Below are 14635 nucleotides of genomic sequence, written 5' to 3' on the forward strand. Positions count from 1 at the left end.
TGTCACTCCCGGGGAGGCCGTGTCACTCCCGGGGAAGCAGCGGTCCGAGCGGCCCGAGGTCCAGGTTGAGGTCCTCGGGCCGCAGGCCGTAGCGGTCACGCAGCTCGGCCATGCGGTCGTCCAGCAGCATCAGGGTGAGCCCGATGCGTTCCTCCTGCTCCTCGCTCAGATCGCCCTCGTCGAAGCGGCGCAGCGCCTGCCGTTCCATCAGCTGGCGCAGCAGCTCGACGACGGTGAGGACGAGTTTGACCAGGTCGCGCTCGACGGTGTCGGGTTCGAGGTCGAGCCGGTTGCGCCGCGGGCGCGCCGGAGCGGCCCCGTCGGGCGCGCCCCTGCCGGGCCCGTCGGGCGTGCCCGGGGACTTCGGTGCGTCGGGCGTGTCGGGAGCGGTCACGCCGACTCCTCCCAGGGCGACGCGACGTTCCTGTTCACGGAACTGATGAGGGCGTTCAGGTCGATCCGGACCAGGTCCACGTCCGCGATGCGCAGGGTGATGTCGCCCGTGATGACGACCCCGCCGGCCAGCAGCCGGTCGAGCAGGTCGACGAGCGCGATCTCACGCCGTTCCACGACGGTCATGACCGCTCCTCCTCGGTGTCCCGGTCGGTGGCCGTCCCGCTCTCCCCGCCGCTCCCGCCGCCTTCCGCGACGTCGGGGTCCACGAAGGAATAGGCCGCCCACGGTCCGGTGAGCTCCACCCGCATGCCGGATTCCTCGCCCTTCGTACGGTCCACGATCTCCACGAACTCCTCCGACTGCCCGCGCGGAACCAGGTAGGCGGCGTTCAGTACGTTCTTGCCGGAGGCCCGGGACAGGGCCGGGTTCTGCGGCGGGTGGAGACGGGCGGCGTCGGCCCGCTCGGAGAGCAGCGAGTGCAGCCGGGCGGCGAACCGCTCGGCCCGCTGCCAGGCGTCGTCGTCCGCCCTGGCGCGCCGGCGGCGCTGCATCAGGTAGTCCCGGCCCGAGGCGGGCTTCGCCGGAGCCGGGGCCGCCGTGTCCTCCCGGGCGTCGCTCCCGGTCTCGACGTACACCTTCACCCCCCACTCCACCCGGCCCTCCAGCCGGTCGAGGGTGCGCCGGAAGTCCTCCTCGCGCTCCTCGATCATCACGCGGACGCCGCTGTCGTCGCGGAAGACGGTCGCCAGCCGGAGCGGCAGCGGCGTGGTGACCGCCGTGAGCGCGTCGATCACCTGCTGGTGGCCCCGGGCGGTCGCGGAGAGCCAGTCCAGGTCCTCCAGGTGCGCGCGCAGCGGCTCCTCGGCGAAGTCACGCTCCGGCACGGCGCTGACGACCGCGACGAGACCGTGGTGGTGCACCAGCTTGGCGGGCGCGCCGCCGACCCCCGTCAGCTCGGCCTGGAGGGGCGCGCCGAAGGGGCGGCAGACGGCGTACACGTACCGCAGTGCGGTCATGGGGACTCCTCCCGCGCACGGGTCCGACCGGGCTCCAGTTCCTCCAGCCGCGCCAGCCGCTCACGCAACTCGGCGTTCTCACGCGCGAGTTCGTCGCGGCGGGCGCGGCTGGACAGCGCCGGGTCGGTCTCCCACCAGTCGATGCCCATCTCCTTGGCCTTGTCGACCGAGGCGACGATGAGACGGAGCTTGATCGTGAGCAGTTCGATGTCGAGCAGGTTGATCCGGATGTCGCCGGCGATGACGATGCCCTTGTCCAGGACACGTTCCAGGATGTCGGCGAGGTTGGCCCCGCTGCCCTGGCCGTACGGCTCCGGCATCCGGCTCGGCATGCTCATCGACGGCTCCCGCCCTTCTCACGCGCCGCCTCTTCGTCCTCGTACTCTTCCTCGTCCTCGGCGTACCGCTCGTCGCCCTCGGGCTCCCGCTCCTCGTACTCCTCCTCGGGCTCCTCGTCGTACTCGGACCCGGGCTCCTCCTCGTACTCCTCGCCCTCGTCCTCCTCGGCCTCGCCGGTCTCCTCCTCGGCCTCGCCGGTCTCCTCCTCGGCGTAAGGAGCTTCCTCCTCCTCGCCGCGTTCCCTGCCGCCGCGTTCCTCCTCCTCGCGCTCCTCGCCCTGCTCTTCCTCCGCGAGGGCGTCCTCGTGGGAGCGGACGACCTCGCCGTCGCGGATCTCACCGCGCCAGGCCGCGTCCGCCTCCCCCTTCAGGGTGATGAAGCGGGCGAAGTTCTTCAGGTCGAGGCGGGCACGGCGGCCCTGGGCGCGCCAGATGTTGCCGGTCTTCTCGAAGAACCCCGTGGGGTAGTACTCGATGACCAGCAGGACGCGGGTGAGGTTGTCGGCCAGCCGGTGGAAGGAGACGACCCCCTTCGTGGTGCCCTTGGCGCCCTCGGAGGCCCAGGAGATCCGGTCGTCCGGGACCTGCTCGGTGGTCTTCGCCTTCCAGCTGCGGTTGGACCACCAGACCTTCACCTGCCAGTCGCTGGTGGTGTCGTCGGCGCGGCTCGCGCTCTTGACGCCCTTGGCGAAGGTGCTGAAGTCCTGGTACTGGGTCCACTGGTCGTAGGCCGTGCGCAGCGGCACGCCGACGTCGATCTGCTCCAGGATGACGGTGGGCTTCTTGCCCGCGCTGCGCTTGCGCTTGCTCTTGCCGCCGGCGCCGAGGTTCTTCAGCGCGCCGGTCACGCTGTCCTTGGCGCGGGAGGCGCCGAGTTCCAGCGCGGTGCGCAGCGGGCCCTTGCCCTCGGCCAGCTTGCGGCCGCCGTCCAGGGCCAGCTTGGCGAAGCCGGGGCTCTTGCCCTCGGCGATGTCGTTCAGCTTGCCGGTGGTCTCGCCGAGCTTGCGGCCGACGCCGACCAGCATGCGCTGGGCCTGGGCGGCGAGGTACTCCTGCACCTCCGCCTTCAGCCGCTCGGCGGCCTCGCTCTGCGCGACGCCGGCGAGCGGATTGCCGCCGGTCGCCTTGCCCGCGGCGGACTTCGCGGAACCCAGGGTCTCGGTCATCGCTCACCGCCTCCCTTCGCTCCTCGGGCGCGGGAGACCGTCCTCGCCGCCGCCTTCTTGGCCGCGGCGGTCTTCTTCGCGGCCAGCGCCGGCGCCTTCTTGACAGGGGCCTTCTTGGCCGGGGCCTTCTTGGCGGCCCTCTTCTCCGGAGCCCGCTTCTCGGGGGCCTGAGGCGCGGGGACCTTCTTCGCCGCCGCCTTCTTCCGCGGCGGCTCACCGCCCTCGTCCTCCGGCTCCTCTGCCTCCGGCCCCTCTTCCTCGGGCTCCTCTTCCTCGGGTTCCTCTTCCTCGGGCTCCTCGTACTCGTCCTCGTCGTACGTGTCGTCCTCGTCGTACTCGTCCTCGTCGTCCCGCCGCCCGCGCGTGCCGGGCACGTCCGGGACGACGCCCGACAACTGGTCGCGGACCTGGGCGGTACGGCCGTGCAGCCGGTCGGCGATCGCGTTGACCTGCCGCTCGACCATGGCGCCGGAGGCGGCCTTGCCGACGCCCCGCAGATCCTGGCGGAGCTGGTCGCCGATCTCCTTGAACTGGGGGTTGTCCCGCAGTTGCTGCGACAGCAGGTCGGCCACCGCCCGCGGGGTCAGGTTCAGCCGCTTCCCCGCCACCATGGAGCCGACGGCGAGCGCCAGCTTCATCTTCTTCGTACGCCCGAGGGCGTATCCGGCCCCTATCGCGAGGCCCAGTCCCACTCGGTTCATCGTGCCGTCCCGTCCGTTCCCGCGCTACGGCGCGTGGCGATCTCCAGCCGGTCGAGGAGTTCGTCCTCCCTCTGGTCGAACTCCTCCTCCGTGATCTCACCGGCCTCCAACTGCTCCTCCAGGCGGGAGAGTTCGGCCCGGACCGTGGCAGGGTCGTAATAGATCCGCTCCGCCTCGCGGAGCACCTGCCCGATCACCCATCCGCTGCCGCGCACCGGTGCGAACGGCAACAGCAGCACCTCCGAGATCAGCCCCATCTCCCGCACCTCCGCTCGTTCCGTGCGTGTTCCGTGTCAGTCCACGGCCGTCGTCCCCGCGGGCTGGGCCGGGCCGGGCTCGACGAAGCTGTACGGCGGCAGCGGGCCGTTGAGGCGCACGTCGAGGTGCGGCCGCTCCTTGCGCAGGTCCTCCACCGCGTTCGCGAACTCCGCGGCCCGGTCCCGTGCCACCAGGAACGAGACGTTGGCCAGCCAGCCCGAGGACTCCGGGCCGACGCTGACGGCGGCGGCCAGCGGCTCCAGGGCCTGCTGCACCTCGGCCGCGTCCTGGGCCTCACGGGCCTTCACCGCGGCGGCCACCATCTCGCCGAGCTGGAGCCGCTGCTCGTACGTGCCGCCGCCGGCCTGCCGGTTGGCCTCGGCGAGGGCCCGCAGCTCGGGGCTCTCCGCCATGACCTGGTGCAGCACGGCCTCCTCGATGTGGGTGGCCTTCACGTTGTACTCGACCTTGCCGTCGAGGGCCCGCAGGCGCTCCTCGTAGTGTTCGGCGCGCTCGGCGAGCACCCCGGTGACGGCCGCGTCGTCGGGGGCGACGCTGCCGAACCGCATGGGCAGCACACAGCCCTCCGCGCCGGCCTCGGCGAGGACGTTCTGGTGGGCGAGCAGTTCCCTGCGCTTGGGCCGCAGGTCCTCCGGCGCGTCGCTGACGATCGCCGCCAGCCCGCCCTCGGTCAGCACGCGCACGGGAGTGGGCGGCTCGCCCACGCCGGCCAGCCCCTCGGGGAGCGTCGTCTGCGAGCTCGCGGTGATGCCGTAGACGTACGTGCTCACTCCTCGTCCTCCTTCCTGCGGGAGGAGGTGGACCGGCGGGCACGCGGCCGCTCGGCCTGGCTCTCCTCACGGGCCTGCTTGAAGGCGCCGGAGATGGTCTCGGCGGCACCGGAGAGTGCGCCCTTGGACTTGCCGCGCGCGCCGGACTCGGTGATCTGGCCGACGACGTCGGGCAGCCCCGGGCTCTTGCGCGGGCCGGCCTCCAGGTCGAGGCGGTTGCACGCCTCGGCGAAGCGGAGGTAGGTGTCGACGCTGGCCACGACGACCCGGACGTCGATCTTCAGGATCTCGATGCCCACCAGGGAGACCCGCACGAACGCGTCGATGACGAGTCCCCTGTCCAGGACGAGCTCCAGCACGTCGTAGAGGCCGCTGCTGCCGCCCCCGCCGCCGGACTGTGTTGCCGGAACAACGGTCATACCGACCGCGCCTCCTTGTCTTGTGGATGGTGTTCTGGTGTGGCTGCGGGCGTGCGGCCTAACGGCCGCCGGGCCGATGTGCGTCGGCCCGCCCGCGTTCGTAGCGGCGGACCCGCCGGTAGCCGGTGAGCTGTCCCTGCGGGTCGAGGTCGACCTGGTAGCTCGCCATCAGGCTCATCGTGTCCGGAACCCTGGCGAGCTCCAGCACCTCGACCTCCAGCGACCAGCCGTCCTCCGTCTGCTCGAAGGACGAGACGCTCTCGGCGGTCATGCCGGTCAGCTCCGTGAGCTGGCTGCGCGCCTCGCGCAGGATCTCCATGGGCTTGGGCCGGTCGTCCGCCACTTCCTCGTCCTTGTCGTTCGAGTCGTTGTCGTTCGAGTCGTTCGAGTCGTTCGACTCCGAGTCATCCGGTTCCGATTCGTCCCGTTCCGAGTCGTTCGGCTCCGGGTCGTTCGGTTCCGAGTCGTTCGGCTTCCGTGCAGTCTGCGAATGCCCTGTGTGTCTTGTGTTCGCCATGACCACCTCTTCCTCCGGGTGGCCGGTAGGTCCTTGGCCAAACCTTCACGAACGCATGCGTCTGCGCCGCCGGGCGGACGGGCTGCGTACCGCCGGTCGGTGTATCAACCACGCAGGGCGTCGAGGCGGCGCCGGGCCGGCCCCAGGGCACGGCCGCGGCGGCCGGTCACGCCCGACCACGGGTTCGTACGGGCCTGCTCGACGGCGTCCGCGACGGTCCAGCGGCGCGGGCCGAGGGCGGGGTCGTCGAGCTGCTCCCAGGTGATCGGCGTGGCGACGGGCGCGCCGGGAAGGGCGCGCACGGAGTAGGGGGCGACGGCGGTCTGCGCGTACGCGTTGCGCTGCACGTCGAGGTAGAGGCGGCCGCCGCGGTCCTTCTTGCGGGCCTCGGTGGTCAGCCGGTCGGGGTGTTCGGCGGCGAGCAGGCCGGCGGCGTCCCGGGCGAAGGCGCGGACCTCGTCGAAGTCGTGCCGGCCGTCGAGGGGGACGACGACGTGCAGGCCGCGTGAGCCGGTCGTCATCGGCGCCGACGGCAGCCGGAGCTCGTCGAGCAGGTCGCCCGTCAACCGGGCGGCCTCGCGGACGGCGCCGAAGTCCTCGCCCCCGGGGTCGAGGTCGAAGACCATCACGTCCGGGCGGTGCGGGTGGCCGGCCCGCGACAGCCAGCGGTGCAGGGTGACGCAGGCCTGGTCGGCGAGGAGGACGAGGCCGGCGGAGTCGTCGCAGACGGTGTGGAGGACGGTGCCGTCCTCCTTCGGCAGCTCCACCCTGGTGATCCACTCCGGGTAGTGCTCGGGGGTGTTCTTCTGCATGAAGCGCGGGCCGTCGACGCCGTCGGGGTGCCGCTCCAGCATCAGGGGCCGGCCGCGCAGGTGCGGCAGCATGAACGCGGCCACCGACCGGTAGTAGGCGACGAGGTCGCCCTTGGTGTACTCCCTCGCGTTCCCCTCGCCGGGAAAGAGCACCTTGTCCGGCCGGTGCACCTCGACGGTGCGGCGGCCCGCGCGCACCCTGCGGATGCCGGGGCCGTCGCCCGCCGTCACGGCACGACCGCCGTCTCCACCAGCAGCCGGGCGGAGGCGGCGATCGACTCGGCGTCGATCCCGGCCGCGTGCAGCTGTTCGTCCGGGCTCGCCGAGCCCGGCATCGTCCGTACGGCCAGGCGCGCCAGGCGGGGCACCGGCCGGCCGTCGGTGAAGGCCTCCAGGACGGCGTCGCCGAGGCCGCCCTCCGCGTGGTGGTCCTCCACGGTCACCAGGCAGCCGGTCTCCTCCGCGGCCCGCCGCAGGGTGACCCGGTCGACGGGCTTGACCGAGTACAGGTCGATCACGCGCACCGGGATGTCCTCCCCGGCCAGGGCGTCGGCGGCCTTCAGCGCCTCGTGCACGGTGACGCCGGCGGCGACCAGTGTCAGCCGGTCCCGTCCGGAGGAGCGCAGCACCTTGCTGCCGCCCACCGGGAACTCCTCGTCGGGCCCGTAGAGCACGGGGGCGTCGCCGCGCGAGGTGCGCAGGTAGCGGATGCCGTCCAGGCCGGCCATGGCGGCGACCAGACGGGCGGTCTGGTGGGCGTCGCACGGGTACAGCACCGTCGAGCCGTGCACGGCCCGGAACATCGCCAGGTCCTCCAGCCCCATCTGCGAGGGCCCGTCCTGCCCGATGGAGACCCCGGCGTGCGAGCCGACCAGGTTGATCCCGGCCCCGCTGATCGATGCCATGCGCACGAAGTCGTACGCGCGGCTCAGGAAGGCCGCGAACGTGGACGCGTACGGCACCCAGCCGCGCGTCGAGAGGCCGACCGCGGCGGCCACGAGCTGCTGCTCGGCGATGTAGCACTCGAAGAACCGCTCGGGGTGGTCCTTGGCGAAGAACTCGGCGCGGGTGGAGTCGCTCACCTCGCCGTCGAGGGCGACGACGTCGGAGCGGGCGGTGCCGAGGGCGGCCAGGGCCCGGCCGTAGGCGTCGCGGGTGGCGACCTCCTCGCCCCGCTCCCAGCGGGGCAGGTCGAGCGGGCCCGTGGAGACGGAGTGCAGCATGCGGGCCGCGGACGGCTCGTGCACCCGGACGCGCAGGTCACGGGGGCCGCCGAGTTCGGCGATCGCCTCCTCGGGTTCCTTCAGCGGCTTGCCGTGCAGGCCCTCGCGGTCCTCGACGGCCTCGACGCCCTTGCCCTTGAGGGTGCGGGCGAGGATCGCGGTGGGCTGGCCCTTCGTGGACCGGGCCTCGCCGTAGGCGCGGTCGACGGCGTCGACGTCGTGGCCGTCGAGCTCGACGGTGTGCCAGCCGAAGGCCTGGAAGCGGCGGGCGTAGGCGTCGAGGTCGTGGCCGTGCCGGGTCGGGCCGCGCTGGCCGAGCCGGTTGACGTCGACGATCGCGGTGAGGTTGTCCAGGTGCTCGTGGCCCGCGTGCTCGGCGGCCTCCCACACCGAGCCCTCGGCCAGTTCGCTGTCCCCGCACAGCACCCACACGCGCGCCTCGGAGTGCTCCAGCCGCTGCACCGCCAGCGCGATGCCGACGCCCACCGGCAGACCCTGTCCGAGCGAGCCGGTGGCGGTCTCCACCCAGGGCAGCCGCTGCGGCGTGGGGTGCCCTTCGAGCCGGCTGCCGAGCGTGCGGAAGGTGAGCAGCTCGTCGTCTCCCAGGGCGCCGGCCGCCTTGTAGGCCGCGTACAGCAGCGGGGAGGCGTGGCCCTTGGACAGGACGAAGCGGTCGTTGCCCGGGTGGGCGGGGCGGTCGAAGTCGTAGTGGAGGTGGTTCGCCAGCAGTACGGCCATCAGGTCGGCGGCGGACATGGAGGACGTCGGGTGCCCGGAGCCCGCGGCGGCGGAGGCGCGGACGCTGTCCACGCGCAACTGCTGTCCGAGGGCGGTGAGTTCGGCGGTGTCCATCGGGTTACTGGTCTCCTTCCGAGGAGGCTCGCGGGGAGGCGTCGGGGGCGGGGTCGGCTCGGCGCACGGGACCGGGGGCGGGATCGTGCCCGCCGGGACGCGCCCCGGACCGGCGGCTGTCGGAGGGGCGCGGCGCCGGGGGCTCCTCGTGCGGGGGACGCCTGGCGGGCTCCTCGTGCGTCGGGTGCTTCGCCGGTTCCGGGGTCGGCGCGACGACCGCCGCGGTGCCGTCGTCGCGCCCCGTGCCCGTGTCGCCGCCCGCCTGCCGGGCTGGCGCGGAGGCGGGGCCGAGATCGGAGCCGGGGCCGGAATCGGGGCCCGGACCGGGGCCGGGGCCGGGGTCGGGGCCCGGACCGGGGGCGGAATCGAGGCCCGGACCGGGGGCGGAATCAAGGCCCGGACCGGGGGCGGAATCGGGGCCGGCAGCGGATTCCGCCGCGGTGGTGTCCCGGTCCGCTGCCGGACCGGGCCGCTCACCGCCGGGGGCCGGGCCCGTGCCGGCCCGGTGCCCCGCGGGCTCCCCGGGTGCCGGATGCCGCACGGGCTCCCCGTGCGTCGGGTGCTTCGCCGGTTCCGGGGTCGGCGCGACGACCGCCGCGGTGCCGTCGTCGCCCCCCGTGCCCGTGTCGCCGCCCGCCTCCGGGGCGAGGGCGGCCCCCGGTCCGGAGGAAGCCGAGGCACGGTGTCCGGGCCGGTCGGGGACGCGGGTCAGTTCCGGCGACGCCGTGTCCAGCGGCACCGCCCACGAGCGGACGAGGCCCAACTGGACGGCCTGGCGCGGCAGGACGGCGTCCAGCAGCCAGTCGGCGGCGACGCGGACGCGGTTGCCGGGCATGGCGGCGAGGTGGTAGCCGCGGGTGACCGCGCCGGCCGGCAGCCCGGAGAGCGGGACGCCGAGCGGGTTGGCGGCGGCCTTGACCCCGCCGAGGTCGACGACGAAGCCCTTGTCCTTGTGCCGGTAGGGCCGCAGCGTTCCGCCGGTCAGGGAGGCCGCGATGTTGTGCCCGGCGGCCCTGCCCTGCCGCCAGGCGTGCTGGGCGGTCATCGGCGTGTACTGTCCCGGCTTCTCCAGGTCGGGCACGGCGGCCGCGTCACCGCAGGCGAACACCTCCGGCCGGCCCGGCACCCGGAGCGTGGGCTCGACGAGGAGCCGGCCGCGTTCCATCGGCAGTCCCAGGGACTCGGCGAGCGGATCGGGCCGTACGCCCACGCACCACACCAGGGTGCGGGTGTCGACGAACGCGCCGTCGGTGAGCAGGACCCCGTCGCGGGTGGCCTCCTTCACGGAGGTGCCCGTGCGCACGTCGACGCCCCGCTCGCGCAGCACCCGGTCGGCGGTGCGCGAGAGCCGTTCGTCCAGCTCGGGCAGGACCCGCTCGGCGACGTCGAGGAGCAGCCAGCGCGGCCGCATCCCCGTGGCCGGCGGGTGCGCGCGGGCCAGCGCGTCGGTGAACAGCTGCCCCTGCGCGGCGACCTCGGTGCCGGTGTAGCCGGCCCCGACCACCACGAACGTGCAGCGCGCCGCGCACTCCGCGGCGCTGTCGGCGACGGCGGCGAGCTCCGTCTGGCGGGTGACGTGGTCGCGCAGGTACAGCGCCTCGGGCAGACCGCGGAAGCCGTGCGCGTGCTCGGCGACGCCGGGGATGGGCAGCAGCTTGTTGACGCTGCCCGCGGCGAGCACCAGCCGGTCGTAGGCGAGCGTGCCCGGTTCGCCCTCGGGGCCGGTGTACCCGACGGTGCGTCCGTCGAGGTCGATGCGGTCGGCCTCGCCGAGCACCAGCCGCACCCCCGGCAGGGTGCCGGTGAGGGAGACGGTGACCCGGCGGGGTTCGAGGATGCCGGCGGCCACCTGGGGCAGCAGGGGCAGGTACAGGAAGTAGTCGGTGGGGTTCAGCAGGGTGATGTCGGCCCGGCCGCGGGCCGCCCGCGTCAGGGTGCGGGCCGTCCGGTACCCGGCGAAACCGGCTCCGACGATCACGATGCGGGGTCGACTCACGGGTTCGCCTCCGGCTGGGGTTCCCCACGCCCTCACGGCGCGGGGAGCGTGTCGTACGAGGCTTTCCGCGTCCCCCTGGCCAGGGCCGCCAAACGTCCGGGACCCCGGCGCGGGGACGCACACCCACCGGTTCTCCGGGCCGCGCCGTCGGGCACCGGGGCGCCGGCCGGGCCCCGGCGCCGACCGGCACATCGGCGGAGGTGTTCGGGCCACGGCGGGCGGGGGCGGGTGTCGGGCGCGCGCCGGGCACCGCGGGTGGGGCGGGCGCCGCGTACCGCGCGCCACGGGGCCAGGCGGCACGTGCCGGGCACCGCAGGAGTACGGGCAGGCACTTCGTGGCAGGCACCACGGGGCCGGACGCCGCGCGAGTCGGGCGCGGACCGGGCACCACGGGCTCAGGCGGCATCTGCCGAGCGTCGCGGGAGTACGGGCACGTCGTGGCGGGCGCCACGGGGCCGGGCGCCCCCTACCGGGCGCCACGGGGCCGGGCGCCGCGCGCCGAGCGCCGCGCGAGTCGGGCGCGACGCACCAGGCACCACGGGGCCGGGCGCCCCGTACCCGGCGCCACGGGGGTCGGGCGCCGCGCGCCGGGTGCCGCGCGTCAGGCCCGGTCGCGTCGCCGCAGGCTCGCGGTGAGTGCCGCGGCCACGCCCGCGGCCAGCAGCCCGGCGCCCATCCGGTTCCGGTTGCGGGAGAGCCACTCCTGCGGGTCCCGGGTGGCGGACTCCTCGTCGAAACGGCCGTGGGCGCCGAAGTCGTGTCCGTGGGGGCCGTCGGCCGGGTTCCACAGGTTGCCGGGCCCGCCGGCCGCGGACTCGGTCTCCCGGCCGTGCCGGTCCCGCGGTTCCTGTTGCGCGTCGAAGCCCGTCCGGGCCAGGTAGCGGTCGAGGAACCCGGGGGCGACGGCGTTGGCGATCAGGGTCGCCGCCGTGGAGGCGCCCACCCAGTACTCCCGCCGCCGCGCGTGTCCCGCGGCATGCACGACGGCCCGCGCGGCGACCTCCGGCTGGTACACGGGCGCCACGGGCCGGGGCCGCCCCGGCATGCGGTTCACCACCCAGTCGAACTGGGGGGTGTTGACGGCGGGCAGCTGCACCATCGTCGTACGCACCCGGCTGCCGCCGTGCAGCAGTTCGCAGCGCAGCGACTCGTTGAACCCCTGGATGGCGTGCTTGGCGCCGCAGTACGCCGACTGCAACGGCACCCCGCGGTAGGCGAGCGCGGAGCCGACCTGCACGATCGTGCCGCGGTCGCGCGGCAGCATGTGGCGCAGGGCGGCACGCGTGCCGAACACGTAGCCCAGGTAGGTCACTTCGGTCACCCGGCGGAACTCGTCGGGGGTGATCTCCGTGAAGGGGGCGAACACGCCGGAGAAGGCGTTGTTGACCCACACGTCGATGCGGCCGAACGCGTCCGCGACCTTCTGCGCCGCGTCCTCGACCGCCTTGGCGTCGGCCATGTCGACGCTCACGACGAGCGCCTCACCGCCGGCGCGCTGCACGTCGTCCGCCGCGGCGGCGAGGCCCTCACGGCCCCGGGCGAGGAGGGCGACCCGGTCGCCGCGCGCGGCGAATGCACGGGCCGTGGCCCGGCCGACGCCGCCGCTGGCCCCGGTCACCACCACGGCCCGTCCCCGGCCGGCCGCTGTCGTCCCGCGCGTCCGCACCCGGCATCACGCCCGGTGGTGCGGCGACTCGGGGTCGGTGTCACCGGGGCGCGGTGCCGCGCCGGGCGGGGTGGGCGGCATGGGCGGGTACGGCATGCCGAGGCCGCCGGCCGGCCCGGTGGGGGTCGCCCCGGCGGCCGTGGGGCCGTGCGCGGCCGACGCCGCGGCCTCGTGGTGGGCCGGGTGCCGGTGCGGCCTGGCGGCGCCGCGCAGCACGTACGCCAGGACGCCGAGGATCGCCGCGGTGATCAGCGCGGCGGCCCAGTCCGGCAGTCCCGTGGCGAGCCCCAGCCCCACGGCCAGCGCGACGGCGGCACCCGCGTACAGGGCGAGGGCGCCGGACGCGGCGTACAGCATGGCCGTGCGGCGCTGCTTGCGGGTCTGCTCGCGCAGCTCCTCGCGGATGGTCTCGCGTGCCACCTGCGCCAGTTCGTCGACGAGATGCTTGTCCAGATGCTCCAGGTGATCGATGCGCTCCATGGAATGCGGGTACCCGGGGCCTCGGGCGCATAACGCCGGCGGGCCGCGGGGGCACCCGACGGCCCGGTGCGCCCGTGCGCCGTACGTCGTGCGCCGTACGTCGTGCGTCGTGCGCCGTGCGCCGTGCGCCGTGCGTCGTGCGCCGTGCGCACCGGCAGGCGCGGTTCACCGTCTCAGGAGAGAGCCCAGGTCGATGTCCGAGCGAAGCGACGTGGTGGAGCTGCTGGTGGAGCAGCACGCGCGTATCCGAAAGCTGTTCGAGGAGGTGGCGCGGGCCGGGGGCGAGGAGCGCAGGCGCGCCTTCCAGTACCTGGTCCGGCTGCTCGCGGTGCACGAGACCGTCGAGGAGGAGGTCGTCCACCCGTTCGTGCGCAGACATGTGCGCGGTGGTGCGCGCCTCGCCGCGAGGCGGATCGCGGAGGAGGCGCGGGCCGGGCGGGCGCTGGCCCGCCTGGACGCCGTGGAGCCGGACTCGCCCGCGTTCCCCGGTCTGCTCGCGGCCCTGCGCCGGGAGGTGCTGGCGCACGCCGCCGCCGAGGAGCGGTACGAGTTCCCGCGGCTCGACCAGGTCGCGGACGGGGGCGGGCTGGCGACGCTGGCCCACGCCGTCCGCGCGGCCGACGCGCTCGTGCCCACCCGGCCGCATCCGGTCACGGTCACCGGCGCCGCGCGAGGCGGTCCGGAGCCGGACGCCGGCCCCGCGCCGGGCGGCCGGGGCACGGACACCGGCGGCGGGCGGGGCGGTCCGGGCACGGACACAGGTCCCGGGCTCACGGACACCGGTCCCGGGCGCGCGGCGGCGGCCGCGGGGCCGCGGGCGGGCGGCCCGCGTGCGCGGGACGGCCGGACGGCGCGGGGATGGCGTGAAGGATCCTCCCCCGCGGGCCGCCCGCACTAGGCTCCTCGCCATGGACATCCTGGGAGCCACGCTGCGTGTCTGCGTCGACGATCTCGAGGCCGCCGTCCCCTTCTACGAGCGTCTGGCCGGCGCCCCGGCACTGCGGTTCGGGCGCGGTGGCGTGGAGGTGGCGGCGGTCGGCTGCTTCCTGCTGATGAGCGGGCCGGAGAGCGAGCTGGAGGTGCTGCGCAAGGTCACGGCGACGATCGCGGTCACGGACGTCGACGAGGCGTACAAGCGGCTCACCGAGCTGGGGGCGGACGTGCTCGCGGGGCCGTTGGCGACGCCGGTGGGGCGCAATCTGATCGCCCTGCACCCGGACGGTTCGGTCTACGAGTACGCCGAGACCGCCGACCGCCGGCCGTGACGCGGGCAGCGCTCGGGACCGGCCGGGCCGGGACGGTCAGCCGGAAGGCCGGCAGGTCCACATCTCGACGGTGAGCGCCCACCGCTCGTGGTCCCGCCACTCCCCGTCTATGTAGATCATCTTCGGGGAGAAGCCCTCCCGGCGGAAGCCGCAGGCCCGGGCGAGGGCGATGGAGGCGGCGTTGCCGGGCTGCACGTTGATCTCCAGCCGGTGCAGCCGCAGCGGCCCGAACGCGTGTCCCACCACGAGGTCGAGCCCTTCGCGCATCAGTCCGCGTCCGGCGGCGTGCGCGAAGGCGCCGTAGCCCAGCGCACCGCACTGGAAGCCGCCCTCGACGATGTTGTTGATGTTGATGAAGCCGGCGATGGCGTCGTCGTCCAGCGTGCACACGAGGAAGCCGGCCTTCGTGGGGTCCTCGATGAGCCGGCCGGCGTACGCGGTGTACGCGTGGGTGGTGGCCGGCGGGAACAGCCACGGGTGGTGCAGGTCCTTGCTCTCGCGGACCCGCGCGGTGAACTCGGCACCGTCCGCGTAGGTGAAGTGGCGTACGCCCACGCGGGGGCCCTCGGCGAGGTAGCGGGAAGCGGTGTGCGGCACCGGCCCAGCCTACGACGGGGGCGGCCGTGGCGCTCCGCCGCCGGGCCTGGGTCCTGTCGCCGGGCCTGGCTCCTGTCGCCGGGCCTGGCTCCTGTCGTCAGACCCGGGTCCTGTCGTCAGACCCGGCTCCTGTCGTCAGGCC

General features: G+C 74.6%; 18 protein-coding genes. 2 read left to right on the forward strand and 16 right to left on the reverse strand.

Features of this window, described 5'->3' with window-relative positions; genetic code table 11:
* Positions 1–22: 22 nt before the first annotated feature.
* From ACFYWQ_RS10105 to ACFYWQ_RS10175, 15 genes are all read right to left on the reverse strand, one after another.
* A complete protein-coding gene (locus ACFYWQ_RS10105; RefSeq protein WP_389514650.1) occupies positions 23–394 on the reverse strand; it encodes a gas vesicle protein K in 372 nt (123 codons plus the stop codon).
* Positions 391–579: a gas vesicle protein gene (locus ACFYWQ_RS10110; RefSeq protein ID WP_389514651.1), complete on the reverse strand. Its 189-nt coding sequence runs from the start codon at positions 577–579 to the stop codon at positions 391–393. Before ACFYWQ_RS10110 ends, ACFYWQ_RS10105 begins: the two co-directional genes overlap by 4 nt.
* Entirely contained in the window at positions 576–1412 is an 837-nt protein-coding gene (locus ACFYWQ_RS10115; protein ID WP_389514653.1) for a GvpL/GvpF family gas vesicle protein, read from the reverse strand. The genes ACFYWQ_RS10110 and ACFYWQ_RS10115 overlap by 4 nt, the downstream gene beginning before the upstream one ends.
* Positions 1409–1750: a gas vesicle protein gene (locus tag ACFYWQ_RS10120; RefSeq protein ID WP_389514655.1), complete on the reverse strand. Its 342-nt coding sequence runs from the start codon at positions 1748–1750 to the stop codon at positions 1409–1411. The genes ACFYWQ_RS10115 and ACFYWQ_RS10120 overlap by 4 nt, the downstream gene beginning before the upstream one ends.
* A complete protein-coding gene (locus tag ACFYWQ_RS10125) occupies positions 1747–2916 on the reverse strand; it encodes an SRPBCC family protein (RefSeq protein ID WP_389514656.1) in 1170 nt (389 codons plus the stop codon). The genes ACFYWQ_RS10120 and ACFYWQ_RS10125 overlap by 4 nt, the downstream gene beginning before the upstream one ends.
* Complete coding sequence (locus ACFYWQ_RS10130) at positions 2913–3617, reverse strand: DNA primase (protein ID WP_389514657.1); 705 nt, start codon at positions 3615–3617, stop codon at positions 2913–2915. The genes ACFYWQ_RS10125 and ACFYWQ_RS10130 overlap by 4 nt, the downstream gene beginning before the upstream one ends.
* Entirely contained in the window at positions 3614–3874 is a 261-nt protein-coding gene (locus ACFYWQ_RS10135) for a gas vesicle protein GvpG (protein ID WP_389514659.1), read from the reverse strand. Before ACFYWQ_RS10135 ends, ACFYWQ_RS10130 begins: the two co-directional genes overlap by 4 nt.
* A 36-nt stretch (positions 3875–3910) precedes the next feature.
* The gene (locus tag ACFYWQ_RS10140) at positions 3911–4666 is read right to left on the reverse strand and encodes a GvpL/GvpF family gas vesicle protein (RefSeq protein ID WP_389514661.1); all 756 of its coding nucleotides are present in this window, start codon (positions 4664–4666) and stop codon (positions 3911–3913) included.
* On the reverse strand, positions 4663–5085 hold the full coding sequence (locus ACFYWQ_RS10145) for a gas vesicle structural protein GvpA (protein ID WP_389514664.1): 423 nt from the start codon (positions 5083–5085) through the stop codon (positions 4663–4665). Before ACFYWQ_RS10145 ends, ACFYWQ_RS10140 begins: the two co-directional genes overlap by 4 nt.
* Before the next feature lie 58 nt (positions 5086–5143).
* On the reverse strand, positions 5144–5602 hold the full coding sequence (locus ACFYWQ_RS10150) for a gas vesicle protein (RefSeq protein ID WP_389514666.1): 459 nt from the start codon (positions 5600–5602) through the stop codon (positions 5144–5146).
* A 104-nt stretch (positions 5603–5706) separates the two neighbouring features.
* On the reverse strand, positions 5707–6645 hold the full coding sequence (gene ligD, locus ACFYWQ_RS10155) for a non-homologous end-joining DNA ligase (protein WP_389514668.1): 939 nt from the start codon (positions 6643–6645) through the stop codon (positions 5707–5709).
* Positions 6642–8489, reverse strand: a complete 1848-nt coding sequence (locus ACFYWQ_RS10160) for a transketolase (protein ID WP_389514670.1) — start codon at positions 8487–8489, stop codon at positions 6642–6644. Before ACFYWQ_RS10160 ends, ligD begins: the two co-directional genes overlap by 4 nt.
* A 4-nt stretch (positions 8490–8493) precedes the next feature.
* Positions 8494–10485 (reverse strand): FAD-dependent oxidoreductase, encoded by a 1992-nt coding sequence (locus ACFYWQ_RS10165; RefSeq protein ID WP_389514671.1) that lies wholly within the window; start codon positions 10483–10485, stop codon positions 8494–8496.
* 601 nt (positions 10486–11086) lie between these two features.
* Positions 11087–12106 (reverse strand): SDR family oxidoreductase, encoded by a 1020-nt coding sequence (locus ACFYWQ_RS10170; RefSeq protein ID WP_389515912.1) that lies wholly within the window; start codon positions 12104–12106, stop codon positions 11087–11089.
* A gap of 51 nt (positions 12107–12157) precedes the next feature.
* Complete coding sequence (locus ACFYWQ_RS10175; protein WP_389514673.1) at positions 12158–12631, reverse strand: phage holin family protein; 474 nt, start codon at positions 12629–12631, stop codon at positions 12158–12160.
* Positions 12632–12824: 193 nt separating this feature from the next.
* On the opposite strand from ACFYWQ_RS10175, the gene ACFYWQ_RS10180 reads away from it, so the two are divergent.
* Complete coding sequence (locus ACFYWQ_RS10180) at positions 12825–13529, forward strand: hemerythrin domain-containing protein (RefSeq protein ID WP_389514675.1); 705 nt, start codon at positions 12825–12827, stop codon at positions 13527–13529.
* Between the two features lie 10 nt (positions 13530–13539).
* A complete protein-coding gene (locus tag ACFYWQ_RS10185; protein ID WP_389514677.1) occupies positions 13540–13896 on the forward strand; it encodes a VOC family protein in 357 nt (118 codons plus the stop codon).
* Positions 13897–13932: 36 nt separating this feature from the next.
* Here the strand turns inward: ACFYWQ_RS10185 and ACFYWQ_RS10190 are convergent, their stop codons facing one another.
* Complete coding sequence (locus ACFYWQ_RS10190) at positions 13933–14493, reverse strand: GNAT family N-acetyltransferase (protein ID WP_389514679.1); 561 nt, start codon at positions 14491–14493, stop codon at positions 13933–13935.
* Between the last annotated feature and the right edge of the window lie 142 nt (positions 14494–14635).

This window comes from Streptomyces sp. NPDC003247, assembly GCF_042888135.1.
Taxonomy (GTDB): Bacteria; Actinomycetota; Actinomycetes; order Streptomycetales; family Streptomycetaceae; genus Streptomyces.

Coding starts and splice junctions, on each gene's coding strand:
- ACFYWQ_RS10120 (WP_389514655.1), bottom strand. CDS start 1,750: ATGAGCATGCCGAGCCGGATGCCGGAGCCGTACGGCCAGGGCAGCGGG.
- ACFYWQ_RS10160 (WP_389514670.1), bottom strand. CDS start 8,489: ATGGACACCGCCGAACTCACCGCCCTCGGACAGCAGTTGCGCGTGGAC.
- ACFYWQ_RS10135 (WP_389514659.1), bottom strand. CDS start 3,874: ATGGGGCTGATCTCGGAGGTGCTGCTGTTGCCGTTCGCACCGGTGCGC.
- ACFYWQ_RS10175 (WP_389514673.1), bottom strand. CDS start 12,631: ATGGAGCGCATCGATCACCTGGAGCATCTGGACAAGCATCTCGTCGAC.
- ACFYWQ_RS10130 (WP_389514657.1), bottom strand. CDS start 3,617: ATGAACCGAGTGGGACTGGGCCTCGCGATAGGGGCCGGATACGCCCTC.
- ACFYWQ_RS10125 (WP_389514656.1), bottom strand. CDS start 2,916: ATGACCGAGACCCTGGGTTCCGCGAAGTCCGCCGCGGGCAAGGCGACC.
- ACFYWQ_RS10185 (WP_389514677.1), top strand. CDS start 13,540: ATGGACATCCTGGGAGCCACGCTGCGTGTCTGCGTCGACGATCTCGAG.
- ACFYWQ_RS10180 (WP_389514675.1), top strand. CDS start 12,825: ATGTCCGAGCGAAGCGACGTGGTGGAGCTGCTGGTGGAGCAGCACGCG.
- ACFYWQ_RS10150 (WP_389514666.1), bottom strand. CDS start 5,602: ATGGCGAACACAAGACACACAGGGCATTCGCAGACTGCACGGAAGCCG.
- ACFYWQ_RS10110 (WP_389514651.1), bottom strand. CDS start 579: ATGACCGTCGTGGAACGGCGTGAGATCGCGCTCGTCGACCTGCTCGAC.
- ACFYWQ_RS10145 (WP_389514664.1), bottom strand. CDS start 5,085: ATGACCGTTGTTCCGGCAACACAGTCCGGCGGCGGGGGCGGCAGCAGC.
- ACFYWQ_RS10115 (WP_389514653.1), bottom strand. CDS start 1,412: ATGACCGCACTGCGGTACGTGTACGCCGTCTGCCGCCCCTTCGGCGCG.